This window comes from Lacrimispora algidixylanolytica (genome assembly GCF_003609635.1).
Taxonomy (GTDB): Bacteria; Bacillota; Clostridia; order Lachnospirales; family Lachnospiraceae; genus Lacrimispora; species Lacrimispora algidixylanolytica.
The window spans coordinates 87477-113030 of the sequence record NZ_MCIA01000032.1 but is presented as its reverse complement, the minus strand read 5'-3'; the positions used below and the strand labels follow the sequence as shown (position 1 = coordinate 113030).

General features: G+C 40.6%; 26 protein-coding genes, 2 tRNA genes and 1 pseudogene. 12 read left to right on the top strand and 17 right to left on the bottom strand.

The window, feature by feature from the left end; genetic code table 11:
* Positions 1–30 precede the first annotated feature (30 nt).
* Positions 31–687: a YigZ family protein gene (locus BET01_RS17545; protein WP_120198174.1), complete on the bottom strand. Its 657-nt coding sequence runs from the start codon at positions 685–687 to the stop codon at positions 31–33.
* Between the two features lie 172 nt (positions 688–859).
* Here BET01_RS17545 and BET01_RS17540 point away from each other — a divergent pair, with 172 nt between their 5' ends.
* Positions 860–3511, top strand: coding sequence for a transglycosylase domain-containing protein (locus BET01_RS17540; protein ID WP_120198173.1), 2652 nt, complete (start codon positions 860–862; stop codon positions 3509–3511).
* A 48-nt stretch (positions 3512–3559) separates the two neighbouring features.
* Here BET01_RS17540 and spoVAE read toward each other — a convergent pair whose 3' ends face one another.
* From spoVAE to BET01_RS17485, 13 genes are all read right to left on the bottom strand, one after another.
* Complete coding sequence (gene spoVAE / locus BET01_RS17535; RefSeq protein ID WP_120198172.1) at positions 3560–3916, bottom strand: stage V sporulation protein AE; 357 nt, start codon at positions 3914–3916, stop codon at positions 3560–3562.
* A gap of 23 nt (positions 3917–3939) precedes the next feature.
* Positions 3940–4956: a stage V sporulation protein AD gene (spoVAD, locus tag BET01_RS17530; RefSeq protein ID WP_120198171.1), complete on the bottom strand. Its 1017-nt coding sequence runs from the start codon at positions 4954–4956 to the stop codon at positions 3940–3942.
* A 31-nt stretch (positions 4957–4987) separates the two neighbouring features.
* Entirely contained in the window at positions 4988–5440 is a 453-nt protein-coding gene (locus BET01_RS17525) for a SpoVA/SpoVAEb family sporulation membrane protein (protein ID WP_120198170.1), read from the bottom strand.
* A 32-nt stretch (positions 5441–5472) separates the two neighbouring features.
* Complete coding sequence (locus BET01_RS17520) at positions 5473–5898, bottom strand: stage V sporulation protein AB (RefSeq protein ID WP_120198169.1); 426 nt, start codon at positions 5896–5898, stop codon at positions 5473–5475.
* Positions 5888–6514, bottom strand: coding sequence for a stage V sporulation protein AA (locus BET01_RS17515; protein WP_120198168.1), 627 nt, complete (start codon positions 6512–6514; stop codon positions 5888–5890). The genes BET01_RS17520 and BET01_RS17515 overlap by 11 nt, the downstream gene beginning before the upstream one ends.
* A complete protein-coding gene (locus BET01_RS21760; RefSeq protein WP_166428743.1) occupies positions 6511–6672 on the bottom strand; it encodes a hypothetical protein in 162 nt (53 codons plus the stop codon). The genes BET01_RS17515 and BET01_RS21760 overlap by 4 nt, the downstream gene beginning before the upstream one ends.
* 63 nt (positions 6673–6735) lie before the next feature.
* Positions 6736–7449 carry an RNA polymerase sporulation sigma factor SigF gene (sigF, locus tag BET01_RS17510; protein ID WP_243117265.1) on the bottom strand — a complete coding sequence of 238 codons (714 nt, stop codon included), beginning with the start codon at positions 7447–7449 and terminating at the stop codon, positions 6736–6738.
* A 5-nt stretch (positions 7450–7454) separates the two neighbouring features.
* The gene (spoIIAB, locus tag BET01_RS17505; RefSeq protein WP_120198166.1) at positions 7455–7889 is read right to left on the bottom strand and encodes an anti-sigma F factor; all 435 of its coding nucleotides are present in this window, start codon (positions 7887–7889) and stop codon (positions 7455–7457) included.
* A 10-nt stretch (positions 7890–7899) separates the two neighbouring features.
* Positions 7900–8241, bottom strand: a complete 342-nt coding sequence (locus tag BET01_RS17500) for an STAS domain-containing protein (protein WP_120198165.1) — start codon at positions 8239–8241, stop codon at positions 7900–7902.
* 100 nt (positions 8242–8341) lie between these two features.
* Complete coding sequence (locus BET01_RS17495; RefSeq protein ID WP_120198164.1) at positions 8342–9652, bottom strand: tetratricopeptide repeat protein; 1311 nt, start codon at positions 9650–9652, stop codon at positions 8342–8344.
* Between the two features lie 11 nt (positions 9653–9663).
* Entirely contained in the window at positions 9664–9804 is a 141-nt protein-coding gene (locus BET01_RS21755) for a hypothetical protein (protein ID WP_166428742.1), read from the bottom strand.
* Positions 9791–11122 (bottom strand): bifunctional folylpolyglutamate synthase/dihydrofolate synthase, encoded by a 1332-nt coding sequence (locus tag BET01_RS17490; protein WP_243117264.1) that lies wholly within the window; start codon positions 11120–11122, stop codon positions 9791–9793. The genes BET01_RS21755 and BET01_RS17490 overlap by 14 nt, the downstream gene beginning before the upstream one ends.
* 255 nt (positions 11123–11377) lie before the next feature.
* The gene (locus BET01_RS17485; protein ID WP_120198163.1) at positions 11378–11761 is read right to left on the bottom strand and encodes a RidA family protein; all 384 of its coding nucleotides are present in this window, start codon (positions 11759–11761) and stop codon (positions 11378–11380) included.
* A gap of 182 nt (positions 11762–11943) precedes the next feature.
* On the opposite strand from BET01_RS17485, the gene BET01_RS17480 reads away from it, so the two are divergent.
* Positions 11944–12558: a DUF1836 domain-containing protein gene (locus BET01_RS17480; protein WP_120198162.1), complete on the top strand. Its 615-nt coding sequence runs from the start codon at positions 11944–11946 to the stop codon at positions 12556–12558.
* 38 nt (positions 12559–12596) lie between these two features.
* Here the strand turns inward: BET01_RS17480 and BET01_RS17475 are convergent, their stop codons facing one another.
* Positions 12597–12896, bottom strand: coding sequence for a YerC/YecD family TrpR-related protein (locus BET01_RS17475; protein WP_120198161.1), 300 nt, complete (start codon positions 12894–12896; stop codon positions 12597–12599).
* A gap of 82 nt (positions 12897–12978) precedes the next feature.
* A complete protein-coding gene (locus BET01_RS17470; RefSeq protein ID WP_120198160.1) occupies positions 12979–13788 on the bottom strand; it encodes a Cof-type HAD-IIB family hydrolase in 810 nt (269 codons plus the stop codon).
* Between the two features lie 358 nt (positions 13789–14146).
* Here BET01_RS17470 and BET01_RS17465 point away from each other — a divergent pair, with 358 nt between their 5' ends.
* Together BET01_RS17465 and BET01_RS17460 are read left to right on the top strand one after the other, a co-directional pair.
* Positions 14147–15154 (top strand): ABC transporter substrate-binding protein, encoded by a 1008-nt coding sequence (locus BET01_RS17465; protein WP_120198159.1) that lies wholly within the window; start codon positions 14147–14149, stop codon positions 15152–15154.
* 90 nt (positions 15155–15244) lie between these two features.
* A complete protein-coding gene (locus BET01_RS17460; RefSeq protein ID WP_120198158.1) occupies positions 15245–16927 on the top strand; it encodes a flavin monoamine oxidase family protein in 1683 nt (560 codons plus the stop codon).
* A 243-nt stretch (positions 16928–17170) separates the two neighbouring features.
* On the opposite strand, the gene BET01_RS17455 is transcribed toward BET01_RS17460, so the two are convergent.
* Entirely contained in the window at positions 17171–18412 is a 1242-nt protein-coding gene (locus BET01_RS17455; RefSeq protein WP_120198157.1) for an L-lactate MFS transporter, read from the bottom strand.
* Positions 18413–18637: 225 nt separating this feature from the next.
* Between BET01_RS17455 and BET01_RS17450 the strand changes: the two genes are divergently transcribed.
* The 8 genes and pseudogenes from BET01_RS17450 to BET01_RS17415 all read left to right on the top strand — a co-directional run.
* Complete coding sequence (locus BET01_RS17450; RefSeq protein ID WP_120198156.1) at positions 18638–19195, top strand: PadR family transcriptional regulator; 558 nt, start codon at positions 18638–18640, stop codon at positions 19193–19195.
* A 101-nt stretch (positions 19196–19296) separates the two neighbouring features.
* On the top strand, positions 19297–20244 hold the full coding sequence (locus BET01_RS17445; protein ID WP_120198296.1) for a 2-hydroxyacid dehydrogenase: 948 nt from the start codon (positions 19297–19299) through the stop codon (positions 20242–20244).
* An 87-nt stretch (positions 20245–20331) separates the two neighbouring features.
* Positions 20332–20404 (top strand) — tRNA-Ala (locus BET01_RS17440).
* A 6-nt stretch (positions 20405–20410) separates the two neighbouring features.
* A tRNA-Val gene (locus BET01_RS17435) sits at positions 20411–20483 on the top strand.
* Between the two features lie 284 nt (positions 20484–20767).
* Positions 20768–21481, top strand: a complete 714-nt coding sequence (locus BET01_RS17430; protein ID WP_120198155.1) for a flavodoxin family protein — start codon at positions 20768–20770, stop codon at positions 21479–21481.
* 82 nt (positions 21482–21563) lie between these two features.
* Positions 21564–23237: a S8 family peptidase gene (locus BET01_RS17425; protein WP_120198154.1), complete on the top strand. Its 1674-nt coding sequence runs from the start codon at positions 21564–21566 to the stop codon at positions 23235–23237.
* A gap of 91 nt (positions 23238–23328) precedes the next feature.
* Positions 23329–25002: a S8 family peptidase gene (locus BET01_RS17420; RefSeq protein ID WP_120198153.1), complete on the top strand. Its 1674-nt coding sequence runs from the start codon at positions 23329–23331 to the stop codon at positions 25000–25002.
* 42 nt (positions 25003–25044) lie between these two features.
* Positions 25045–25536 (top strand): annotated as a pseudogene (locus BET01_RS17415) (DUF6512 family protein); the annotation flags it as partial.
* Positions 25537–25554: the final 18 nt, after the last annotated feature.

Below are 25554 nucleotides of genomic sequence, written 5' to 3'. Positions count from 1 at the left end.
TTTTTTTCTTGTTTTTTTTCAAATACTTCACTAAATATTGAATAATATCGCTTCTTTTTCCAGCATGCTATAATAAACATCCTCAAGCTCTAAGATAGCAGCTTTTCCGCTTGTAACCTCAGTTATTTCGGCCTCTAAACTGACAATTTTCTCATCTGGCACAAGTACAATCAAACCCACTTTGTCTGTATATTCGCTTTCCAGTATTTTCATCTCCTGCTGCAAAAGAATATAATGAATCTTACCAATTCCGTTGTAATCCGTGGTTATTGAAATTTTCTTTGCTGGTTCAACCGTAAGTATAGTACAGGACTCAAGCCCCTCCTTTACGGCACTAGAATAAGCTCTCACAAGTCCGCCTGTCCCTAATAAAGTTCCACCAAAATATCGGGTCACCACCACACAGATATTGACGATTTTTTCTCTTTCTAGCACTTCAAGCATGGGTTTTCCTGCCGTTTGGCTTGGTTCTCCATCATCGCTTGAGCGTTTTTCTTCTCCGTTTTTTCCTATTACCCAGGCGTAGCAGTTATGGCTGGCATCCCAATATTTTTTTCTAAGTTCATCTATAAAGGCCATTGCCTCAACTTCTGATTTCACCGGCCGGAACGTTGCAATAAAACGGGATTTTTTCTCTGTGATCTCCCCAACTGCTCCTTCATATAAAACCCGATAAGCCTGTCTCATAAGCATCCTCATTTCTATATTATATCCAATCATCGGAAATTTCTCTCATTATATACAAAATAAAGTCTTCAATCAAGTCTCCATGTATATTTCTCCCTTTTTCTTCCGAAAATGGTAAGTGTTGAATTGCTATATAATTTTTGGTATAATGGACCGGTAAAGGAGGTTTCCTATGAATTACGGCAAACAATCGACAGAGAAAAAAATTCGATCTACCAATTCAAAAACAAGGAAATACGCCACTAAAGTTTTTCTGGCTTTTATTAAAAGTCTGTTTGTACTTTGCTTATTCGTGGGCATCGTTGCCGCCAGCGTCGGAATCGGCATGGTAAAAGGGATCATAGACAATACTCCTAATGTAGATATTTCCACAATCGTACCAAATGAATACGCTTCCACAGTCTATGACAGCGCCGGCAAAGTAACGGAAACCCTGGTTACAGCTGGTTCTAACAGAGAGGAAGCCACTTATGAGGAACTTCCAAAAAATTTAATAAATGCGTTTGTTTCTTATGAAGATTCCCGTTATTGGGAACACAACGGCATTGATATGCGGTCCATTCTTCGTGCAGTAAAAGGCGTTTTAACCGGCGATTCCTCTGCTGGAGGTGGGAGTACCATTACTCAACAGCTCATTAAAAACAGTGTGTTTGGTGGTGGTATGGAGAAAAGCTTTGGAGAACGGCTGGAGCGGAAACTTCAGGAATGGTTTTTGGCCGTCAAGCTAGATGGTGTCATGTCCAAGGAACAGATTATTACGAATTATCTAAACACCATCAATCTAGGCAACAATACCCTAGGAGTAAAGGTGGCCGCCAAAAGATATTTCAATAAGGATGTAAAGGACCTGACTTTATCAGAATGCGCTGTTTTAGCAGGCATAACCCAGAACCCCTCTAAATTTAACCCAATCACAGAGCAAAAGAATAACGCTGCCAAGAGAAAAGTAATTCTTCAATATTTGAATGATCAGGGATATATCTCCAAGGAAGAAGAAGAAAAAGCTCTGACTGATGATGTCTATTCCAGAATTCAAAATGTGGACATGGCCGCAAAGGAAACTTCTACCCCCTATAGTTATTTTACGGACGAGTTGGTAGAACAGGTCATCATAGCCATGAAGAGTCAGCTAGGGTATACGGAGACTCAAGCACACAACATGTTATACAGTGGCGGATTGTCCATATATACCACCCAGGACCCAAGCATACAAACCATTGTTGATGAGGAAATTAACAATCCTGAGAATTATTCAGCCGCCCGCTATTCCATTGAATATCGGCTTTCTGTAACCCATAAGGATGGCACTACCAAGCATTATTCCGATAAAAACATTAACAGTTACCACAGGGAATATAAGGATCAGACATTTGATGGTCTCTATAACAGTGAAGATGAAATAAATGCTGATATCAATGGATATAAAGCAGAAATAGTCAAAGAAGGAGATACCATAATTGGCGAAAGCCTCCATAAGACATTGGAACCTCAGGCCTCTTTCGTTTTGATGGATCAAAAAACCGGAGAAGTAAAAGCAATTAGTGGAGGTAGGGGCCAAAAACTGGCAAGCCTTACTCTTAACAGGGCTACGAACACCTATCGTCAACCTGGTTCTACCTTTAAGATACTCACTGCCTTTGCACCCGCTTTGGACACCAGCGGATCTACACTTGGAACGGTTTACTATGACTCGCTTTATAAAGTAGGAAACAAAACATTTTCCAACTGGTATAGTTCCGGCTATCAGGGCTATTCCAGTATCAGGGAAGGAATTATTTATTCCATGAACATCGTTGCTGTTCGCTGTCTGATGGAGACGGTAACACCTCAGCTTGGCGTAGAATATGCTAAGAACTTTGGTATTAACTCTCTTACCGATACCGATTTTAACCCTGCTCTCGCACTAGGTGGTATTACAAAGGGTGTGTCAAACCTGGAGCTTACCGGCGCCTTTGCTACGGTAGCCAACGGCGGCGTATATACAAAACCTGTATTCTTTACAAAGATTTTAGATCATGATGGAAAAGTCTTAATCGAGAACAAACCAGATACTCATCGAGTTTTAAAGGATTCCACTGCATTTCTTTTAACAGACGCCATGGCGGACTCCATGAAGAGCAGCCGGAAATTCTCTAGCAATGGCCCTTCCTCAACCAGTACAGCAGCCGGAATACCTGGTATGTCGGCCGCTGGAAAAAGTGGTACCACATCTGCAAACAATGATATCTGGTTTGTAGGATATTCCCCCTACTACACGGCTGGAATCTGGGGCGGATGCGATGATAACCAGAAGCTTAACAAGCAAAACGGCGGCGCCTCTTTCCACAAGGCCATTTGGCGTAAGATCATGACCCGTGTTCATGAGGGGATGTCAGATCCCGGATTTCCAGTGCCAGACAGTATAGAAACCGCCCAAATCTGCAGAAAATCAGGAAAACTTGCTGTTACGGGAGTTTGTACCGATGATCCCAGAGGCAATGCAGTTTATACCGAATATTTTGCAAAGGGTTCTGTCCCTACGGAAGTATGTAACAACCATGTTAGAGCTACGGTTTGTGCAGTATCTCACAAGCTTCCAAGTCCTTATTGCCCAGTACGGACAACGGCCGTATTTATAGCGCTTCCTACTGGAGATGAAACCGGCACAGATGATTCCAAATATGCGATGCCAGGATACTGTACCATCCATTCGGCAAATTCATTCATCATACCACCGGGAAATGAACCTGAAAGTTCCGGATCGTATGAAAACGGACCTCAACAGTCAGCCCCTGGTAACGTACCTCAGACTCCTGGAGGAGTGTTTGGACCGTGGGGATTTTAATAAGCATAAAAAAGAACGCTGAAGTCATATTTCAGCGTTCTTTTACTATTAGCTTTTCATTCTAGGTTTAAAAATAACGGAACCAAGATAACCAAAAATTAATGCACCAGATATTCCCACGGAACTGGCAGTAAATCCGCCTTTAAAGATTCCAATAAATCCATCTTCTCCAATGCTCTTCCATACACCCTTCCAAAGGCTGTTTCCAAAGCCTAGTAGTGGAACTGTGGCTCCTGCTCCTGCCCAGTCGGCAAAAGGCTGATATACTCCAACTGCACCTAATATGCTTCCAACGACTACAAGGAGCACCATGATGCGTCCAGGCATCAGCTTCGTGTTGTCCATAAGGATTTGGATCACTACGCAGATCAGCCCTCCTACAACAAATGCTTTTACATAATCCATAGTTTTCTCCTTTTCTCTTATGATTAATTCCCGATATGCTCAATCACAACTCCATGGGCGATGCCGGGAATGGTTTCTCCTTCATTGAAGCTGACAGTAGAAAGCAGAGCGCCTGTGGGTACGAATAGAACACGCTTCCACTCTCCACTTTGTACCTTTGGCAGAATGTAAGAACAAAGAACGGATGCAGAGCAGCCACAGCCACTTCCGCCTGCATGGGTGTCCTGCGTTTCGCTGTCAAAGATTTCCAGACCGCAGTCCGTATGAACAGATTCCAAATTATGTCCTTTATTTTTCATAAAATCCAATAATATCGTACGGCCGACTTTTCCCAAATCGCCGGTTATTATTTTGTCATAATAAGACTCATCTACCTGAAAATCATCAAAATTCTGTTGTATGGTATGGAATGCAGATGGAGCCATAGCAGCTCCCATATTCATGGAATCCCTGATACCCATATCAACCATACGTCCGGTAGTAATTCCGGTGATTGCTGCAATTCCTTCTTTTTTATGTTTTCCAAGAACAACAGAGCCACAGCCAGTCACTGTCCATGAGGACGAATATGGTCTTTGGTTTCCATAACCCAAAGGAAAACGAAACTGCTTTTCCGCTGTTGCAAAATGACTGGAGGCCATTGCCATTACTTTGTCCGCGAAACCTCCTGCTATTGCCATAGAACCAAGATTTAAGGCCTCGCCCATGGTGGAGCACGCACCAAATAATCCAAATAGTGGAATCTCTAAATCAACCGTTCCAAAAGATGTTGCAATGAGCTGTCCCAGCAGATCACCTGCAAAAAGATAACGAATGTCCTTTCTCCTGATATCTCCCTTTTCAATTGCAAGGTCTGCGGTTTGCTTTTGTAAGGTACTTTCTGCCTTCTCCCAGGTATCAGCACCAAACATATCATCTTGCTCAACCATATCAAACATTTTTCCAAGGGGACCTTCCCCTTCTTTTTTACCAACAATGGAAGCCATGCTTAAAATGACCGGAGGTTCTTCAAATTTAACACTTGCTTTTCCTAGCTGCATCTTCTCTCTCCATTTCTCTGCTTGTTCATTCCTACAGTATGCCAAAAGCCATCAATACATAGGCGATGACTCCAAGAATCCAGGAGCTTAAAATCCCATATAAAATAACAGGACCGGCTATGGTAAATATCTTACAGCCGATACCAAATATCTGTCCTTCTGACTTAAATTCAACGGCAGGAGCTACCACTGAATTGGCAAAACCTGTAATGGGTACCAATGCACCAGCTCCTCCGAATTTTACAATTTTAGGATAAATGTTTAAACCAGTTAAAATTACACTGGAAGCAATTAAAATTAAGGTGGTCCAAGCAGAAGCTACTTCTTTTTCAAAACCGCCATTTATAAATAGGCTCGTGCAGAGCTGACCTAACGTACAAATAATTCCTCCCACAAGAAATGCTCGAAAAATGCTAGGCCATCTCTTGTGTACTGGTGTTACCTCTTTTACATATGCCTCGTAAGCTTTTTTATTTATTTCCATTATTTACCTCTATTCTGTATGATCTTTTCTGTCTATTTTCCCAATCGTTCTGCAAAAAACACAAGGGAACCCAGTAACTTTCCTGCTCCTATGGATAAAATGATATACTGCAAACCAACTCCTAGATTGATTCTTCGGCTAAATATTGGAAGTGCCTTAAGTGTTTCTGCCAGTGACATAACCAGGCATCCGATGAATATTCCTACCGATATACCGTAAATGCCCATCACTAGATTCCCTCCATAACCGATAGGGAATTTATAGATATCCAGAACATTTCCAATAATTCCTCCTAGGATGATGCACGTTTCAAAAAGCAGAATGTGTTTGTTAGTCCGTGTATAACCTATAAGCCTAGGGAAAATTCCAATCATTACCAGGAAAGCAAAAACGCCGGCCGCTACAATGCCGCCAGCGCTTAACCCGATAAAGCAAAGAAATATTTCTTTAAGAAACATCGATGTCCTGCTCCTTTCTTCCATCGTTCTGAATCAGGGTTTCGCTGACGTTATCTTCGTAAATCCGCATTTCAACTTCAATCGGTGTTGGGTCAGTAGTAAACTTGTACTTTGTGAAATGATTAAAAAATACAATAATTCCAATAGCCAGGCCCACAGAATAGCTTAATTCCAAGATTGTAAATCCACTGGATTCTTTTCTCATAACAATCTTGTAAATTTCCTTAAAAACATCACCAACGCTGACATCATTGTTAAATGTCATAATAGCAAATGAAGCACCACAGAAACAAACAATACATACAAAGATGGTTTTAGTCCATTGCCAGACCCAGTTAGGGGCCTTCTTTTTGTGGTAATCAATGATATAATTTACTTCTCCAACATTATTTACAGAAATAGATGGGTCCATTTCCACAAGTTTCTTGATGACATCAAGCGTACTTTCAATATATCTTTTGTTTCGCTCCTCGTGTATGGTCTTGATGCGCAGCGCTTTGCATTTATTCGTTACGGCAGAATCATCACAATAAACATCTGCCACATCTTTTAGCTGGACTTCTTTATGATGGACTTCAGTGATTTGGTTAATATTTAAGTAAACCGTTTTGCTCATGAAATCATCATCTCCAATCCTGGAAATGCCTCCACAAGAGTCCCTTCCTTTTCAAGCCCATCCGGCATAACAACAATCATGTACCAGATAGCTACCGCAATTGCAATCAGGCACAAAACAAGAAGAGCCATGACAAGCTTATGTTTTACGGATTCCATACGTGCTCACATCCTTTACTCTGGTTTTTCAAAGTTAGTATGAGCCGTACAATTTTTTTTATTCTATAATTTTTCTCTCATTTGCTTTAGAATCTTTTTTTCTAATCTGGAGACCTGAACTTGTGAAATTCCAAGTTTTGTAGCAATTTGACTTTGCGTTTCATTGTAATAGTATCTTCGAATTATAATTTCTCTATCCTTATCAGAGAGCTGTATAAGCAAGTCTCGAAGTACCATACGATTAATAAGTTCTTCCTGGGCAGAACTTTCCTCTTCGATCTTATCAATGAGCAAAATACTGTTTTCGTCATTTTTATTGACGGAACGATATAAGGACTCCACTTCTGCTCCAGCTTCAATGGAAGCTGCCACTTCTTCTCTACTGGCCCCTATTTCGCCAGCAATCTCTTCTACCGTTGGTTCTCGTCCAAAACGAAATACAAGCTCCTCGCGTACCCGTTTCACCTTAAGAGCCATCTCTTTAATGGACCGGCTGACTTTAATAATTCCGTCGTCTCTTAAAAAACGTTTAATTTCTCCTGTTATCATAGGAACAGCATACGTAGAGAATTTAACGTCATAGGACATATCAAACTTGTCGATTGCCTTCATAATACCGATGCATCCAATCTGGAATAAATCCTCTGGCTCATAGCCGCGCCCCATAAATCTGCGCACAATACTCCAGATCAAACCAAAATTTTCGGTTACAAGCTGATCCCTTGCCGCTTTATCTCCCTCGTGAGCCATTTCTATTAATTTCATGGTCTCATCCATAAGGCTCACCCGCTGATTTTCTTTTTCATGGTTACGGCAGTTCCTTCTCCAGGAACCGACTGTACCTCCACCTGATCCATAAATGCTTCCATAAAGGAAAATCCCATTCCAGTTCGTTCTCCATCGGGGTCTGTGGTATACAATGGCTCCATTGCCTGCTTAATATCTGGTATGCCAATTCCTATATCCCGGATGGTGATCGTAAATTCTTGATCCATGACTTCCACTTCCAGGTAAATCATTCCACCCTTTCCCTGATATCCATGAATGACTGCATTGGTAACCGCCTCCGACACGGCTGTTTTTACATCATCCACCTCTTCCAGAGTCGGATTTAACCTTGCCAGAAAGACAGCTACTGCGACCCTGGCAAACTCCTCATTCTTTGATAATGCCTCTACTTCCATTTTTAGAATTTCTGGTTTATTCTGTTCAGACATATGTTCCTCCTCAACCTGTGACTGCAGCTTCTTTTGAGTCATATAGTTTCATTAATTTTAAAATGCCTCCCATTTTAAGAATGCGGAGAGCTTGGGCTCCAGCACCATAGATTGCAACTGTTCCCCCGCTTAAAGCCATTTGTTTATAACGATTCAATAAAATTCCTAACCCCGATGAATCCATAAATCTGGTTTTTGAAAAATCAAACAAAATTCGTCTGATATAATTTTCAGATAAAATGATATCGGTTTCGTATTTCAGCCCTGAGCAGTTATGATGGTCCAGCTCCTCCGGCAAATGTACGATTAGGGTATTACCTTCTGCCTCATATGTAAAGTGTGGTTGATTCATATGCAATCTCCTCCATTCCTTATTTTCTGCCCGTAATAGAAAAAAAAGACACTACAAAAAAAGAGTTTTCTTCTGTAGTGTCTTTCTTTAATACTGCATCTTAAAAACCACGTTCGGTTTTTGCCTTTGTTGCTAATTCTACGTCTTTGCTGTTATTGATGACATCTGAGAACAGTCCATTGGCCTGGTCTTTTTCTCCCATTGCTTTATAAATCATGGCAGCCTTATATTTCGCCTGCCAACTTGCGGGCTTTAATTCAAAACACTTAGAGTAGTAAACAAGTGCGGTAGGACTGTCACCAGCCGCCATAGATTTATCTCCAAGGCCTTCCAATACGGTTATGCCATTCTCTGACATATCCTTTCTAATCTCCCCAATGACAGCCTGTACCCCTTCCGAGGTGATGAGTGTAGAATCCAGGCCAGCATATAGTTTAACGACGGTAGGGAAATCGTTCTTTTTATATGCATTTAAAATTCCAATCACAGTCTGATACTGAGCTAAAATGCTATCTGCATTATTCGTCAGGGAAGCAAGAGAATCCTCTGTTGCTTTTTTCTCTGTTTTTAAGGTTTCAAGCTGGTCATTAAGGCTGGTGGATTTTTTGTTGGCTTGACTGAGCTGTTCACTGTATTTTGAGATTTCTTTATTATGATTCTCATTTATGCTTTTTGTTTGAGCTGGCATGACCAGAAAAAGGACAACCGCAGCTCCTAAAACTAAACCTGCCAAAATATTTAAGACTGCCTGATCCTTCGTATTCTCCCGGTAGCTAGGGGGGATAATTACATCATCATCTTCCATCTGCCTATGGGATACCACATTTTTAAGCTTTCGCTTTTCCGGCTCCGGCTTTGCATTAACTCCTGAGGCTTTTAATAATGATTTATAATATAAGGCTTTGGAATTGTTGCAGTCGATCTGTAACACTTTGCTTACGGCTTTTGAGGCTTTTTGGTAATCCTCTCTTGCAATACAAAGGAGTGCAAACAAAAGCTGTGCCTTAACGTAACCTGGTTTTCCTTCCACAACTTTGTTAAGCTGCATAATAGCCAGATCTTCGCTGCCATTTTGAGCATATACCAACGCCTGATTAAATCTACGAACGGCACGGCGCTCATTATCCATAGTACCCTTTTTTCGTTGTATTTCTCCCAGATAATAATCGGCCCGATTGTCTTCCGGCTGCAAGTTCATGCTGATTACCCACTGGACAAGGGCATCTCCCACCTCACCGACCTCATAATAAATCAGTCCCAAAAGGTTTCTGGCATCTGTCATATACTTATTAAAATGCAGACTTTTTTTCAGGCATTCTGCCGCTCCGGACAAATCCCGCAGCCTGGCTCGTTCCAGCCCCATGTTGTAATAGCTGTTTGCAATCACACGGGTTTTTCTTCCATAATCCATATTCTAACCGCCTATTCCTTGCTGACTTCTTTTATAAGACCCATCATGATATCATTCATGTCTGTAAGATCACTTTTAACAATGGCATCTTCCACCGCATCTACTTCAAGGCTTGGCCTGTATTCATTTATTTCCGCTTCAAAATCCATCATATTTGTTCCTCCTTAAAACCGTTTTTATCTCACCCATCAAATAGAGAGAACCTACACAGAAAATCAGACGGTCTTCAGCCCTTTCCTGAAGCAGGAATGATAAAGCCTCTTCAATAGAAGAAAATCCCTTTACCTGACTTCCACAGACTTCCTGAAATTCCTTAAGAAGTATTTCTGTCTTAAGACCCCTTTCCGAATCAATATGCGCTACTGCCACATGATTGAGGGGGAGTGTATTTGCAACCTTTTTTATCATCAAACCGTAGTCTTTATCAGATACTGCCGAAAACATGATATCTGCCTTCTTTTGCCTTGTCTGACAAAGCATTAATGCCGCTTCTAAAAACGCTTCAATTCCTGCCGGATTATGAGCCCCGTCTAAAAACACACCTGGCATAACCTCTTCCATCCTAGCAGGCCACTGCATATTAGAAAACCCTTCCTTTATACTCGTTATGGCACCTAATCCAGCCGCTTCCAATGCTCGGAAGGATAAAAGGGCGTTCATTACCTGATATTCTCCATGAGATGGAATCATTAATTCATGATTTTTCCCATTTGTGTCCAAAAATCGAACACGAAATCCTATATCATTGGTATCAATTATTTTATAATCTTGCTTGTCCACCTGATCAAAAGAGACCAAAAGCTCCTTAGCCCTACTTTTTATAACAGCAGAGGCACTAATATCATTTCCATCAAAAACGACTGGAACACCTTCTTTTATGATTCCGGCTTTTTCCCGCGCTATTTTCTCTATGGTATCTCCAAGATATTCCGTATGATCCAAACTAATGGAGGTAATTATTGAAACAAGAGGGTGCCTTATAACGTTGGTGGTATCAAGTCTCCCCCCTAGTCCGGTTTCCAAAATAACATAATCTACTTCTGCCTGATCAAACATGTCCATCGCCATATAAAAGAGAAACTCAAAATATGAGGGATGGCAAAATCCCTTTTCCATCATGCGCTTAGAAAGCTTTTTCACTCGCTCACAGCTTTGGGAAAAGGTATCTTCTGAAACCATCTCTCCATTGATACAAAAACGTTCCTTAATATCAATTAGATGGGGTGAGGTAAACGTGCCAGCTCGGTACCCGGCGTTTATTAAGGCAGACTGGAGAAATGCACAAACGGACCCTTTGCCATTGGTTCCGGCTACATGAAAGATCTTCATACTTTCATCAGGTTCTCCCATTTCGTACAAGAATCTACGGATATCTTCAAGGGAATTCTTTTTTCTTGCCCACATTGGAATCTGGTTTATGTATTCTTCTGCCGTTTCATTCACATTCATCGTAAGAGTACCAACTTCCATTATTAAATTAATCTTGATTTTCTTCTTGAAGGTAAAAACTTCCATTCGATTGATATAAGTACCTATCGAACTTCCTCAATTTATTATAATATAAGTCCGTCAATATGCAACCCATTTCTTTCGCAAAAAGCCCTTAATTTCTACAAGTGGACCCGATTTGCTTCATTTAGACAGTCCATTACAAAAAGAGAGTACCGCATCCTGACATGCCTGTACTCCCTTTTATCCTTAGTAACGCTTCGTTTATTCTAGTTTTTATTCTCCGCAGTAAGCGACTGCTTCGATTTCAATTAATGAGTCTTTTGGTAATGCTGCAACTTCAAATGCCGCCCTTGCAGGACATGCACCTTCAAAAAAAGTTGCATACACTTCATTCATCGCGCCAAAATCGCTGATGTTTTTCAATAACACAGTTGTCTTTACGATATTTGCCATAGTAAGACCATCGCTTTCAAGGATAGCGCGGATGTTTGTCAAAGATTGTCTTGTCTGAGAAACAATATCTTCACCTGCAAAAGCGCCTGTAGCTGGATCAATTGGTAGCTGACCTGATACAAATACCATATCTCCACAACGTACACCCTGGGAATATGGCCCGATTGCTGATGGAGCCTTTTCTGTCGCAATTACTTTTTTCATGATTGTGTATCTCCTCTCCTATGCGAAATGAATAGTTTTAGATTAGCATACATTCTTTAAATGTCAAGAATATCTTATTTATCGCCTTTTACCTCTTGTCATCTGGTATTGAATACTATATAATATGACAAAGGGTATGATCCCTTATGTGGGGGCATTCTGCACACAGAACGGAGGAACACATGAAAACAAACGACGAAAGAATGCAGGATATTTTAGAGCACCTGAAATCAATTCAGCACATTAAGCCGGAAACCATCCCTAATATAGATTTATATATGGATCAGGTCACCACATTCATGGATGCGCATTTAAAAGACACCAAGCGCTATTCAGATGACAAGGTTCTTACAAAAACCATGATTAACAATTATGCGAAGAATAACCTTCTCCCAGCTCCAAACAAGAAGAAATATACGAGAGAACATATTCTTTTGCTCATATTTATCTATTATTTTAAGAATCTTCTTTCTTTTCATGACATCGAACAGCTATTTAAGCCCATTACAGATAAGCACTTTAATACTCCCGATGATCTGCCCTTAGAAGACATCTACAAAGAGATTTTTTCTCGGGAAGAATCAGATCTAGACCGTATTCAAGCAGACATTATGGATAAATTCGAAAAATCCAAGACTGCCTTTACGGATAAGAATTTAGATCCTGAAGATCTGGAATATCTACAGCTTTTTTCTTGGATCTCCGGACTTTCCTTTGATGTATATTTGAAAAAGCAGGTAATAGAAAAGCTCATTGACGATTTATATGAAACAGGGCCTGGAAAAAAGAAAAAGTAAAAAAATGGGGACAGAGCAATTAAGCTTGTCCCCATTTTTTATTCCTGTCTTTTATCCTCTAAACGTTTAAAGACCATGTCATACCCGTCATTTCCATAATTCAATGAGCGGTTAACACGGCTTATGGTTGCAGTGGAGGCACCTGTCTTCTCTGCTATTTCCAGATAAGTACGACCCTCCCTCAGCATTTTAGCCACTTCATACCTTTGAGATAAGCTTAAAAGCTCATTCACCGTACAAACATCCTCAAAGAAGATGTAACACTCTTCTGGTGTCTTTAAGGTCAAAATGGCTTCAAACAGATGATCAACTACATCTGTCTTAATTTTTTTATTCATAGTATTATTCAATCCCCTTTTTTTCACTTTTACTATTAGGTACATTTTAACATATTAAAGTTGTAAAATCCACCCCTGACTATCAGGAAAGCATAAATTTTTCTATTACATGAGCAACTCCATCGTCGTTATTCGAATACGTGATATAATCTGCTGCCTTCTTTACTGGAAGAACTGCATTTTCCATAGCAACTCCAAGGCCTGCATACTCAATCATAGATAGATCGTTATATCCATCTCCACAAGCAATCATCTCATCCTTGTTCATAGAAAGACGGGAAAGCAAGCGTTCCAAACTGGCTGCTTTATCAATTCCTTTTGGAAGAATTTCTAAAAAGTAAGGCTCAGAACGATAAACGCTGTAGTCACGACCCAAAAACGACTTTACCTTTGGCTCTACCATCTGAAGAATCTCTCCTTCTTCAAGCATCATGAATTTAACAACTGGAAATCTTGCGTAAGCTTCCATATCCTGTACTTCTTTTACCTTTAACTTATTAATGAATGCTTCCTTCTGGACATATTCATCTAAGGCATTGGGCGTAATAATCACGTCATCCTCATAAGTTAAGACATTCACTCCATAGTCTTTGGATAGCTTTATAATCTTTTCATTTGATTCTACAGGTAGTTCTTTTGAAAATACCGCTTCTCCTGTACTTAAGTCTATAATTCGGCCGCCATTATAGGATAAAATATATCCTCCTGTCTCATGAAGCTCTAATTCTCTGGCAAGAGGCATGATGCCATAGGTGGGTCGCCCGGAAGCCAGGACAATGATACCCCCCTGCCGTTTTAATTCAAAAAGTGCCTCTTTGGTTCTAGATGTGATCACCTTATCCTTATTAGTCAAAGTCCCATCCAAATCCAGCACAATCATCCGATAGTTCATTACATTTCTCCTGCTTTTGCTGATTTACCATAGCAGTATACCACAGTTTGTCCTCTTATTCCATTTCATTTTTATTAAATATAGAAATGCCAGAACAAAGGCAAGCGTGCCTTCATACAATGCTACCAGAACAACGAAAGAAGGGGGAACCTTGTGAATCGGATCATCGTTATAATACTGGCTTCTTTCATGGTGGTTGCTTCTTTAACAAGCTGCAGGCACTCTTACCGAAAACAAATTAGACCACTTTTCTCTTATATCTCATATGAGAACGTAAAAATATAATTTTTTTAAAGACAAGGTACCATTTCACTACTGATTAATACAATGTAGTATTAGATTCCCTAAGGAGGATTGTATGAGAAAGGTTCTACACTTTTTTCTGACTGCCATATTCACCGGGGCTGCCATCGTAAGCCTGACCGGCTGCGGATCCAAAGGAAAGCCATCCGATTTAACTCCGGTAACTTTAAATGAAGTTGCCCATTCCATCTTTTATGCACCACAATATGCAGCCCTTGAGCTTGGATATTTCAAAGATGAAGGCATTGACTTGACCCTAGTGAATGGAGCCGGGGCTGATAAAGTCATGACTGCCCTGATTTCTGGAGATGCTGATATTGGATTTATGGGGTCAGAAGCCAGCATTTATACTTATGCCAACGGTTCTGATGATTACGCCGTTAATTTTGCACAGCTAACCCAGCGTGCTGGTAATTTCCTGGTTGGAAGAAGCAGCCAGCCAAGTTTTAAATGGACGGATTTAAAAGGTAAAAAAGTACTTGGAGGAAGAGCAGGGGGAATGCCCCAGATGGTATTTGAGTATATATTAAAGAAAAACGGCATTGATCCTGCTACAGATCTTGCCATTGACCAGAGCATTCAATTTGGCCTGACTGCTGCCGCTTTTACCAGCAATGACGCCGACTATACCGTTGAATTTGAACCATTTGCTACAGGATTAGAAAAAGAAGGAAGTGGATTTGTAGTTGCTTCCTTAGGCGTTGATTCTGGATATGTTCCTTATACGGCGTACAGCGTAAAGAAAAGTTATTTAAAAAAGAATCCAGAGACCGTTCAAAAATTCACAAATGCGATCCAAAAAGGAATGGAGTTTGTAAACACACATTCTTCCGATGAAATCGCAAAGGTAATTCAGCCTCAATTTAAGGAAACCGATGTTAAGACCATTGCTGCCATTGTAGATCGTTACAAATCACAGGATTCCTGGAAAAAGGATACTGTGTTTGAAAAAGACAGCTTTGAGCTTCTGGAGAATATTTTAGAAGAGGCAGGTCAGTTAAAGGAACGGGTTCCTTATGAAGAATTGGTTACAACTGAGTTTTCTGAGAAAGCAGCAAAATAAGCAATAAAACAATAAAGGGGGCGTTGCAACATGCAATTGTCCCCTTATATCTCTTTATTGCTATGAAAGCCACATTATGAGGTATAATCCATGGATATTCCATTAAATCAGGTAATGAATCCTACCAATGAACAGCGACATGAAATGATTAGAGATTCATTAGAAACGGCCGGTCGGCCGGAAGATTACGACTATATTGTTCCTTTGCTAAGTCCTCCCCCAGATATTACAAATTATGCTTTGCCAGGAGATCTAAAAGGTGTAAAAATAGGTGTCATAGGAGGAGGCCTTTCCGGTTTATCCGCTGCATTTGAGCTTCGCAAGCTGGGAGCCGATATTACCATTCTAGAGGCCAACGATAAAAGAATCGGAGGTAGAGTTTATACCTACTATTACGACCAGGAAGGTAGATACTATAATGAATTTGGTGCTCAAAGAATACCGGCATCCCATGAAACCACCTGGCACTATATCAATTCGTTTGGTCTAAATACCCGTCCTCTGTCTCTAAGGCGGCGCAATAATTTTTTATACGTACATAATACCCGCTTGAGAACATCAGATTCCATTGAGCAGATGCTCTATCCCTTATATGATTTGACGCCTCAGGAAAGAAATACTCCCTGGGCAGAGCTTGATGACTATGCCTTCTTGTACATGATGATGCAGCTTCCACCTGATATCCGGTCGGAGCTAATACAAATATTACCAAAATATTCCCCGGAATATCTGCCATTTACAAATTATTCCATTCGACAGACTCTGGAAAATCTGGGATTAAGTCAGGGGGCAATCAGCTTGATCTCAGGAGTCGATCCAGGGACTGGAGCATTGTTTGATACCAGCTATGCGGAAACCGTCCACGAGGAATACACCATGGACTACCGCAACACCTATACCATTGAGGGCGGCATGGTAAACTTGCCCTATGCTTTTATAAAGTCCTTCTTCACGGACAAATCGCCTCAGTATCAAGATATTCCGTCTTCTCAGCTTGGCACAGTTACTTACCTATCTGGTCAGACGGTTACAGGCATTTATCAGCAGCAAAACAGCAATCAAATTGTTCTTGCTCATCGCAATGTTCGGACTTTAAGCAAAACGAACGACGTTTTTGATTACGTTATATGTGCAATTCCTTTTTCCACTCTGAGGGAAGTTGAGATTAAACCACTTTTTAGCAATCCTAAGATGCAGTCCATCTTAGAATTTAATTATACGAATTCGCAAAAGACATCATTTTTATGCAAAGAGCGCTTTTGGGAACAGGATGCCGATTACGGACGTATGGTGGGAGGTTTTTCCCAGACAGACCTACCCATTCAGTATATCTTCTATCCGAGCGATCACATTCTGTGTCCTGATGTATCCTCCTGTTCGCCAAATGAACCGGGTGTGCTGGTAGCTTCCTATAATTATCATTTAAATGCGACAAGAGTGGGAAATATGGAAGAAACACTCCGGTTTGATCTGATAAAACAAAATGTGGAGGAAGTTCACGGATTGCCAAGGGGATTCTTAGATTCTATTGTAAAAGACCATAAGACGGTGGTATGGGATAATCAGCCTTATAACCGAGGAGCTTTTGCTGTGGCACTCCCAGGTCAGAAAGAATTATTTTCTTATGAGATGCTAAAGCCTGAATATAATCAGAGGATTTACTTTGCTGGGGAGCACCTATCCACAAAACATGGCTGGATGCAGGGGGCATTGTATACAGGTATGGAAGCCGCGAACCAGCTAGCCAGTTCTTTTCACAGGCGACTTTCGTAACATTATAGATTTACATGGGAAAATATTTATTGGCAACAGTGCATTACAATAAAAGGCTACCAAATAGAACAAATAGGTATTTAAAAATCCCCTATGCAACAGCTAAGAATAAGCTGGATACATAGGGGATTTTAATATTTTAAACATTATACGAACTAAGGCTGCATGCTGCCTTTTTGCTCTCAAACCATTAAGCGTAGTTGACTTAGATCCTATTTTATCGTATGTCTAAAATATGATTATTTAGCCATTATTTTGTTTTTTATATACACTCTTATAAAGGAATGTCAACAAAAGACCTATTACTGAAATTGCCATTGCAAACAGGAATGCCTTTTGGTAGGATCCACTGGCATCGAATATTAAGTTTAAAATAATTGGACCAATCGTACCTGCTACTGCAAAACCAATAAACATGATACCATAGTTTACACTATTATTCTTTGGACCAAACTGGTCAGCCGTGAAGCCTGGGAATACGCCCATAAAAGAACCAAAACTAATTCCGATAATACAAATGGCGATATAAAATGTGGTGACCGTGCCTTCCCCTGAAATATACATCAATATAAGAGCAAAAATTGATAATATATAGGCAAGTGTCAACGTATTGATACGGCCGATTTTATCAGAAATCGTACCTGCAAGCACTCTTCCCAATACATTAAACAACGCAAGTGTAGATACAGCAGCGGTTGCAGCAGGTGCTGACATACCAATCATCTTCTGAGCAATTGGGGATGCCAAAGGGATAAACATTAATGCTGCAAATGCACCGCATGTTAATATTACGATCATAATATAAAAGATTGGTGTTGAAAGCATACCTTTCCAATCCATGTTCACAGCAGCTTTTGCCTTTCCAGTAGGAACTGGAGGTGTCCAGCCATCTGGAACAAAATCAGCAGGACATTTTTCAATAAAGAATGCACTTCCGCAAACGATAACAGCAAATACAACACCAATAATTTTAAATGCTGCTGTTGGTCCGGTAGTTGCCATAATAGCAGAGGCAACTGGAGGTATAATCACAGAGCTAATTCCAAAGGTTGCAGTTGTCAAACCACCTACAAGACCTCTTTTATCTGGGAAAAACTTAATGGAAGTACTGATGGTTGTACCATATACCATTCCTAATCCCAGACCAAGCAACAGAGAGTAGGTGAAAATCAGGAAGCCTACGCTGTGTGCAAAGCCAGATAAAAACATACCGCCGCCAAACATCAAGCCTCCGATAAATACTACCAGCTTTGGTCCAAATGTATCATTGACCTTACCCCCAGCAATCATTGTAATCGGTCCAACTGCGTTGGCGATAACGAAAACTATGGACAAATCTCTTGCAGTTAATTTCACCCCGTTTAACTGACTTAGATATTCTGCCATTGGGCCTGCCAATACACTCCAGGCGTACAGGGAGCCGATGCAAAGATTGATAAAACAACTTGCAATTAAAATGGTCCAACGCTTTTTTGTAAAGTTCATTTGATACCCCTCCTACATTGTTATTTTTATAACAATATTTATAACACAAACCACGAATCATGTCAATGTATACATGTTTAGTTGTCTATTTTTGTCTATTCCAAATTGAGATGATTCATTGACATGTCATGCAAATATGATATAGTTGATAAAAAAGAATGGGAATGCAACGAACATTCCATCTAGTTATTTATTTAACATTTACATATGAAAAGGATTGAGACTATGCGAGCTTTAAAGTATGCCATTTTAGGACTTTTAATCAAACGACCGATGACCGGCTATGAGATTGCAAAAGAATTTAGTTATGAACTGGCTGAATTTTGGTATGCAAATCATAGCCAGATCTACCCAGAACTAAAAAAGCTAACATCAGAAGGACATGTGGTTTTTAACATTGAAATTAGCGGAGACATACTAGAAGCCAAACGATATACCATTACCGATAAAGGAATAAAAGATTTCACCCAGTGGATTCTCAAAGATGAAAATTTACAAAGAACACCAAAAGATATTTTCCGTCTTCGCATGTACTTCTCAAACAATTTAGAGGTCGGCAGCAGAATCCATCTTCTTGAAAACCAGCGTCTCCAGCACGTAAATCGTCTCAATACCTTAAAAAAGATATTTGAGCAGTACCTAGAAGTTCCCTCTGCCTCGTCTGATCGGTTCGGTGACTTTTTAGTACTTCGAGGTGCAATTATGAGGGAGGAAAATTATATCGCATGGATTGATGAATGCATTATGTACTCAAAGGAAAACCCGCAAACATCACCAAAGTAACCCCTCTCCTCTTTTTAATTCATTGCCCCGGTGGTATAATCAAATATGCAGAGCCTTTATTTCTTTGGTTTCTAAATTATAAAAAGATGGGAGTTATGCTTATGAATATCGTATTGTTAGAATCACTTGGAATTCCAAACAACCTGTTAATGGATTATGCCAAACCTCTTATGGAAGCAGGACATAGCTTTACTGCCTACGAAAAAGACACGAATCCACAGGTTCAGATAGAACGTGCCAAAGAAGCAGATATCATTATAATCGCCAATATGCCTCTTACCGGAGAAGTAATATCCTCCTGTAAAAACCTTAAATTCATTGATGTGGCTTTTACGGGAGTCGACCACGTAGACCTCTCGGCTGCAAAATCAAAAGGAATCCAGGTAAGCAATGCCGCCGGATACTCCACTCAAGCCGTAGCAGAATTGACCATCTGCATGATGCTCTCTCTCCTTAGAAATATTCCTCAGGTAGAAGCACGTTGCCGGGAAGGAAAAACGAAAGATGGTCTGGTGGGAAGCGAAATCATGGGAAAAACCGTGGGAATAATAGGCATGGGGGCCATTGGAACAAGAACTGCGGATCTTTTAAACGTATTTGGCTGTCACATTTTGGGAAACAAACGGCATATAACAGGAACAGAGCCTTCATTTATAGAATTCACTTCTTTAGAAGATCTCCTATCCCGCTCTGATATCGTAAGCCTTCACTGCCCTCTTAATGAGGACTCAAGACATCTAATTAATAGGGATACCATTGGCAAGATGAAACAGGGCGCTTACTTAATCAATGCATCTAGAGGCCCTGTTGTAGATTCTCAGGCGTTGGCAGATGCATTAAATTCCGGTTATCTTTCTGGTGCAGGGATTGACGTATTTGAAAGCGAACCTCCACTAGATACCAGCCACCCTCTCCTCAACTGCAAAAATACCATGGTAACGCCCCATGTTGCATTTGCTTCTGTTCAGTCCATGGAAGCAAGAGCTAAAATCGTATTTGATAACATTGCTACGTGGATGGAAGGCAATCAGACCAACATAGTATTATAGAAATCACACAAAACTTTCATAACATTCCCAGCCTGAGTGTGCAGATTCTACTTGTATTTCAAAATCTTAGTGCTATAATCTAGGCAAGGGGATATAGCTCAGATGGGAGAGCGATGCGTTCGCAACGCATAGGTCACGAGTTCGAGTCTCGCTATCTCCAGAATAAGAAGTATAGCTCAGCCGGGATGAGCGTTCGCATTACACGCGAAAGGCCATGGGTTAAACCCCCTTTACTTCCAGTTCTAATAAACAGCCAAGACACCGGGATTTCCTTATTTAGAGGGAATTCCGGTGTTCTTGTTTTATCAACATTTCCAAATTGTTTAATCTTACTATCCTGAGCACTTTTATAAAGTAGCCAGTTACGAAATCCCATTAATAACCTTTCAAAACTTTACCTTTTGCTTTAACACTTGCTGTTTTTTTATACCCTATTTATATAAAAAAGTGCTGTCTTCCTCTTTGCATTTTATAAATACAATGTGTTATACTGCTAATATGACACAGCATGAGGAGGAGTACAATGAAGATCACCGTAATTACTGGCACCGAACAAAAGGGCTGCACCTATCGCATCAAAGAGATTTTCTTAAATGCACTTGGTACAGGCCATGAAATTACACAATATTACCTCCCAAGCGATCTGCCTGATTTCTGCTGTGGATGTAAGATATGCTTTCTGCACGACGAAAACCTTTGTCCTCATGCGGCTCACGTTGTACCGATCTGGAATTCTTTGTTGGAATCTGATTTGCTAGTCTTTGCATCCCCTGTTTATGCACTGAGGACCACGGCGCAAATGAAATCACTGCTGGATCATTTATGCGTCCATTGGATGGTACATCGACCAGATGAGCGCATGTTTTCTAAAAAGGCGGTCATTCTTACAAATGCAGTAGGACCAATTCAAAAAGGGGCACAAAGTGATATTGCTACCAGCCTTAGATGGCTTGGAGTCTCACAGATTCGCACACTGGGTATCGGATTGATGGAAGGTATTATCTTTAACCAATTGTCTGACAAACGTCAGAAGGACATCACAAGAAAAACAGTTAAATTCGCAAAGAAATTTAAAAATCCATCCCCGCCCCATAACGGACTAAAAGTCAGGGGACTCTTTGCCCTTTGCAGACTTTTACACCAGCAGGCTGCAAGGAAAGAGGTCATACTATCTGCCGACAATCGGTACTGGGTTGAGAAAGGCTTTATAAAACCTTCCATAAAAAAGCAAGGATAAACAGTTTTTTGCCGCTCATATTAAATTCCTGTCTGCATAATATAGAACAAATGCATCTTTTGGATCAGGCTGGTGGGTAAATTTGGAAAAAATTATAGATAATAACTATTATGATCTTATTATCAATAACGTCTCGATTCCCACATATGATTCGGGCGATAACATAACCTTGCTTAATTTAAGACATTCTCTGTTAAATGTCCCGGTTGCAGAATTTGATCCTTGCATTCTCGGGAGTTTTCCTTATAATAATTTTCCTACTTTATATACTCTTACCTCTACAATCAGCATTGAAAAATCAGGAATTGGAACGGTTCAGCGAAATCCTTTTCTTGGTCTTTTCGGCAGAGGTGTTATCATTGGTATCATTGATACAGGGATTGATTATCTCCATCAAGCTTTTTTGCATAACGACAATACCACAAGAATACTTTCCATCTGGGATCAGACCATTCAGGACGGCCCTCCTCCTCAAGGCTTTACATTCGGAACGGAATACAACAGGGATACAATCAATCTCGCATTAAGATCTGAAAATCCTCGTACCATTGTCCCAACTACGGATACCAATGGCCATGGTACTTCTATCGCAAGTATCATTGCTGGAAGGCCAAACGAGGAGAACACATTTTCAGGAGTCGTACCTGAATCAGAACTAGTCGTTGTAAAGCTTAAAGAGGCAAAGCCAATCAGTAAACAAATCATGTTTGTACCGGAAGATAAGCTTTGTTATCAGGAATCCGACATCATACTGGCACTACGTTATATGGAGACTTACGCTTCAACCTCAAGCCGCCCTATTGTCATCTGTATCGCCTTAGGCAGCAGTATGGGCTCACACGATGGAAGCAGTGCCGTTAGCAATTACGTGAATTATCTGGCAAGGGTCCCTGGAATTGGTTTATCTGTTTCAGCAGGCAATGAAGGAAGCAGCCGCAGGCATTATTTCAACAGTACCACAACTGCCCCATTTTATAACGATTTCGAATTACGAATTGGGGAAAATGACAAGCTTTTTTCCATGGAAATCTGGCCCTACGCTTTAGGTCGTCTCTCAATTGACATCTCCTCCCCGAACAGAGAATCCACACAGCAGGTTTACCCTGCTATTAGTGATTGTAGAATGTTCGACTTTATATTTACTCCCAGTGTCTTATGGGTTAACAACTTTATTTTCGAGGAAGAAACTGGTGATCAACTGATACTAGTTCGCTTCCAGAATGCTCTTTCCGGAGTATGGAGAATCCGAATTCAAAGCCTGGATAATTCTCCGTTGTCCTTTCATGCATGGATGCCCTCAGGAAATCTAATTTCCAATGAAACTTTTTTTCTTAACCCAAACCCAGATACAACCATCACGTCTCCTGGAAATGGGGTCAGTCAGATGACCGTTACCGCATACAATCAGTTTGATGAAAGCATCCTATTAGAATCAAGTAGAGGTTATGCCAGAAATGGTCTTGTTACACCAGATATCGCTTCTCCTGGATATCAAATCCCCTGTGCTTTGCCTGGAAATATATACGGAACTTTGACTGGGACTGGTGCCGCAGCAGCCCATGCTGCTGGAGCCATGGCTATGCTTATGGAATGGGGAATTACAAGGGGAAATTACACCTTGATGAGCGGATTCGATGCTAGCCGGCTTATTATAAGAGGGGCAAGGCGTGATAGTTCCCTGGTCTATCCCAATAATATTTGGGGATATGGAAAACTGGAAGTAAATAGCTTATTTGAACGTCTTACAAATATCTGATGCCTTCTTGTACTATCTGACCGCTCATAAAGGTCATTGCCTTGCATAATATATATTATACGCTTCATCAGATTAGACAGGAGGCTGGAACTTGAGCAAAATTCTAGACAATGATTATTACGACATAATCTTAAGCAATATATCTGTCCCAGCCTTTGACAAGGGGGATAATATTACCTTTCTCACTGAACGCAACTCTTTAGTCCATGTCCTAAGAACCGATATGGATCCTTGTAGTTTAGGAGGCCAGCCATACAATGCATTTCCTGCCCTCTATACCCTTGAATCAACTATCAGCATTGAAAAATCAGGGATTGGAACGGTCCAACGAAATCCCTTTCTCGGCCTGTTCGGCCGTGGGGTTATGATTGGTGTTATTGACACCGGTATCGATTACCTTCATGAGGCATTCCGAAATAACGACGGGACTACCCGCATACAAACAATTTGGGATCAGACCATACAAACAGGTACCCCGCCTGATGGATTTACCTTTGGCAGCGAGTACAACCGGGATACGATCAATCAGGCTTTACGCTCTGAAGATCCTCTTTCCCTTGTTCCCTCTGTGGATAGCAACGGCCACGGTACCGCTATTACGAGCATCATTGCAGGAAAGCCCAATGAGGATCTAACCTTTTCTGGCATTGTTCCAGAATCTGATATTGTGATTGTAAAACTTAAAGAGGCTAAGAAAAATTTAAAAGAATTATTTTTTGTCAAGCCCAACGCTTATTGCTTTCAGGAGTCAGATATCTTGCTTGGTACAAGGTATCTTCAACTTATATCACAAAAAATAGGCCGTCCAATCGTCATATGCGTGGCCTTAGGGAGCAATCAAGGGGGGCATGACGGGCGAGGTATCTTAAGCAGTTATTTGACCTATGTGGTACAACTTCCTGGAATCGGAGTCACTGTCTCGGCCGGTAATGAAGGAAATAAGCGGAGGCATTATTTCAACAGTACTACCACTCCCCCATTATACAATGATTTTGAATTAAGAATTGGGGAAAATGAGCCTCTTTTGTGGATGGAGATATGGCCCTATGCACCGGAACGAATCTCCATAGATGTCTCTTCACCTAACAGGGAATCTACCCAGAGAGTTTTTCCTACCATCAACGAATGCAGAAAATTTGAATTCATATTTACTCAAAGTATTGTATGGGTCAATAATATTGTTTTAGAGGAGGAAACCGGTGATCAGCTAATTCTCATCCGTTTTCAAAATCCGGCGGCTGGTATCTGGTATTTTCGTGCTCAAAGTGTTGGAAATGAACCTTTTTCCTTTCATTGCTGGCTTCCTAGTGGGGATTTAATTTCAAATGATACCTTTTTTCTTAACCCAAATCCAGATACTACTATTACTTCCCCAGGAAACGGTGTCAATCAACTGACGGTTACTGCCTATAATCAACTGACTGACAGCATATTAGGTGAATCTAGCAGGGGGTATGCTAGAAATGGGCTTGTGAAGCCTGATATTGCCGCACCTGGCTTTGAGCTTCCCTGCGCAGTCCCAGGTAACCTTTACGGAACAGCTACGGGAACAGGAGCCGCCAGTGCTCACGCAGCAGGAATTGTGGCTATGGTTATGGAATGGGCCGTCCCAAGAGGAAATTATCCATCTATGACTGGCAATGATATCAACCGTCTGATTATTCGCGGCGCAAGACGTTCGACTACTGAAGTTTATCCCAATAACGTATGGGGCTATGGTCAGATAGATATCAATAACTTATTTCAGGGACTTACTAACATATAAACTTATGAAACATGGCATCATCTTAATGAGAAGGAGGAAACACATATGAAAAAATACGTTGTAATTATCGGAATCTTATTCGTATGGATTATAGGGACATTGTTTCATTTCGTATATGAATGGTCAGGCGAAAATTTGATTGTGGGACTTATTTCCCCTGTCAATGAATCCGTTTGGGAACATATGAAACTAATCTTTTTTCCTATGTTACTATTTGGTTTGCTCACAAAGAATAAGGATACGAATCCTTGCCAGACCTCGGCCTATTATGCCGGCATGTTAATTGGCACTCTTCTCATACCTGTTATGTTTTACCTCTACACCCCCATACTTGGAAAAAGCAGCCTGGTTATTGATATTCTTATTTTCTATCTATCTGTTTTTATTGCCTTTGCATTCAGTTATTATTTATCAAAAAACTGCTTGCTCCGTAAGTACAATGGTCTTTTGTTCTTTGCCGTCACGCTACTTATGCTACTGTTTTTTATATTTACTTTTGTACCACCCCCTCTTCCTATATTTAGTACTCCGTAATCAGCTATGTAATGTTGT

Coding starts and splice junctions, on each gene's coding strand:
- BET01_RS17545 (WP_120198174.1), bottom strand. CDS start 687: ATGAGACAGGCTTATCGGGTTTTATATGAAGGAGCAGTTGGGGAGATC.
- BET01_RS17540 (WP_120198173.1), top strand. CDS start 860: ATGAATTACGGCAAACAATCGACAGAGAAAAAAATTCGATCTACCAAT.
- spoVAE (WP_120198172.1), bottom strand. CDS start 3,916: ATGGATTATGTAAAAGCATTTGTTGTAGGAGGGCTGATCTGCGTAGTG.
- spoVAD (WP_120198171.1), bottom strand. CDS start 4,956: ATGCAGCTAGGAAAAGCAAGTGTTAAATTTGAAGAACCTCCGGTCATT.
- BET01_RS17525 (WP_120198170.1), bottom strand. CDS start 5,440: ATGGAAATAAATAAAAAAGCTTACGAGGCATATGTAAAAGAGGTAACA.
- BET01_RS17520 (WP_120198169.1), bottom strand. CDS start 5,898: ATGTTTCTTAAAGAAATATTTCTTTGCTTTATCGGGTTAAGCGCTGGC.
- BET01_RS17515 (WP_120198168.1), bottom strand. CDS start 6,514: ATGAGCAAAACGGTTTACTTAAATATTAACCAAATCACTGAAGTCCAT.
- BET01_RS21760 (WP_166428743.1), bottom strand. CDS start 6,672: ATGGAATCCGTAAAACATAAGCTTGTCATGGCTCTTCTTGTTTTGTGC.
- sigF (WP_243117265.1), bottom strand. CDS start 7,449: ATGGATGAGACCATGAAATTAATAGAAATGGCTCACGAGGGAGATAAA.
- spoIIAB (WP_120198166.1), bottom strand. CDS start 7,889: ATGTCTGAACAGAATAAACCAGAAATTCTAAAAATGGAAGTAGAGGCA.
- BET01_RS17500 (WP_120198165.1), bottom strand. CDS start 8,241: ATGAATCAACCACACTTTACATATGAGGCAGAAGGTAATACCCTAATC.
- BET01_RS17495 (WP_120198164.1), bottom strand. CDS start 9,652: ATGGATTATGGAAGAAAAACCCGTGTGATTGCAAACAGCTATTACAAC.
- BET01_RS21755 (WP_166428742.1), bottom strand. CDS start 9,804: ATGATGGATTTTGAAGCGGAAATAAATGAATACAGGCCAAGCCTTGAA.
- BET01_RS17490 (WP_243117264.1), bottom strand. CDS start 11,122: ATGGAAGTTGGTACTCTTACGATGAATGTGAATGAAACGGCAGAAGAA.
- BET01_RS17485 (WP_120198163.1), bottom strand. CDS start 11,761: ATGAAAAAAGTAATTGCGACAGAAAAGGCTCCATCAGCAATCGGGCCA.
- BET01_RS17480 (WP_120198162.1), top strand. CDS start 11,944: ATGAAAACAAACGACGAAAGAATGCAGGATATTTTAGAGCACCTGAAA.
- BET01_RS17475 (WP_120198161.1), bottom strand. CDS start 12,896: ATGAATAAAAAAATTAAGACAGATGTAGTTGATCATCTGTTTGAAGCC.
- BET01_RS17470 (WP_120198160.1), bottom strand. CDS start 13,788: ATGAACTATCGGATGATTGTGCTGGATTTGGATGGGACTTTGACTAAT.
- BET01_RS17465 (WP_120198159.1), top strand. CDS start 14,147: ATGAGAAAGGTTCTACACTTTTTTCTGACTGCCATATTCACCGGGGCT.
- BET01_RS17460 (WP_120198158.1), top strand. CDS start 15,245: ATGGATATTCCATTAAATCAGGTAATGAATCCTACCAATGAACAGCGA.
- BET01_RS17455 (WP_120198157.1), bottom strand. CDS start 18,412: ATGAACTTTACAAAAAAGCGTTGGACCATTTTAATTGCAAGTTGTTTT.
- BET01_RS17450 (WP_120198156.1), top strand. CDS start 18,638: ATGCGAGCTTTAAAGTATGCCATTTTAGGACTTTTAATCAAACGACCG.
- BET01_RS17445 (WP_120198296.1), top strand. CDS start 19,297: ATGAATATCGTATTGTTAGAATCACTTGGAATTCCAAACAACCTGTTA.
- BET01_RS17430 (WP_120198155.1), top strand. CDS start 20,768: ATGAAGATCACCGTAATTACTGGCACCGAACAAAAGGGCTGCACCTAT.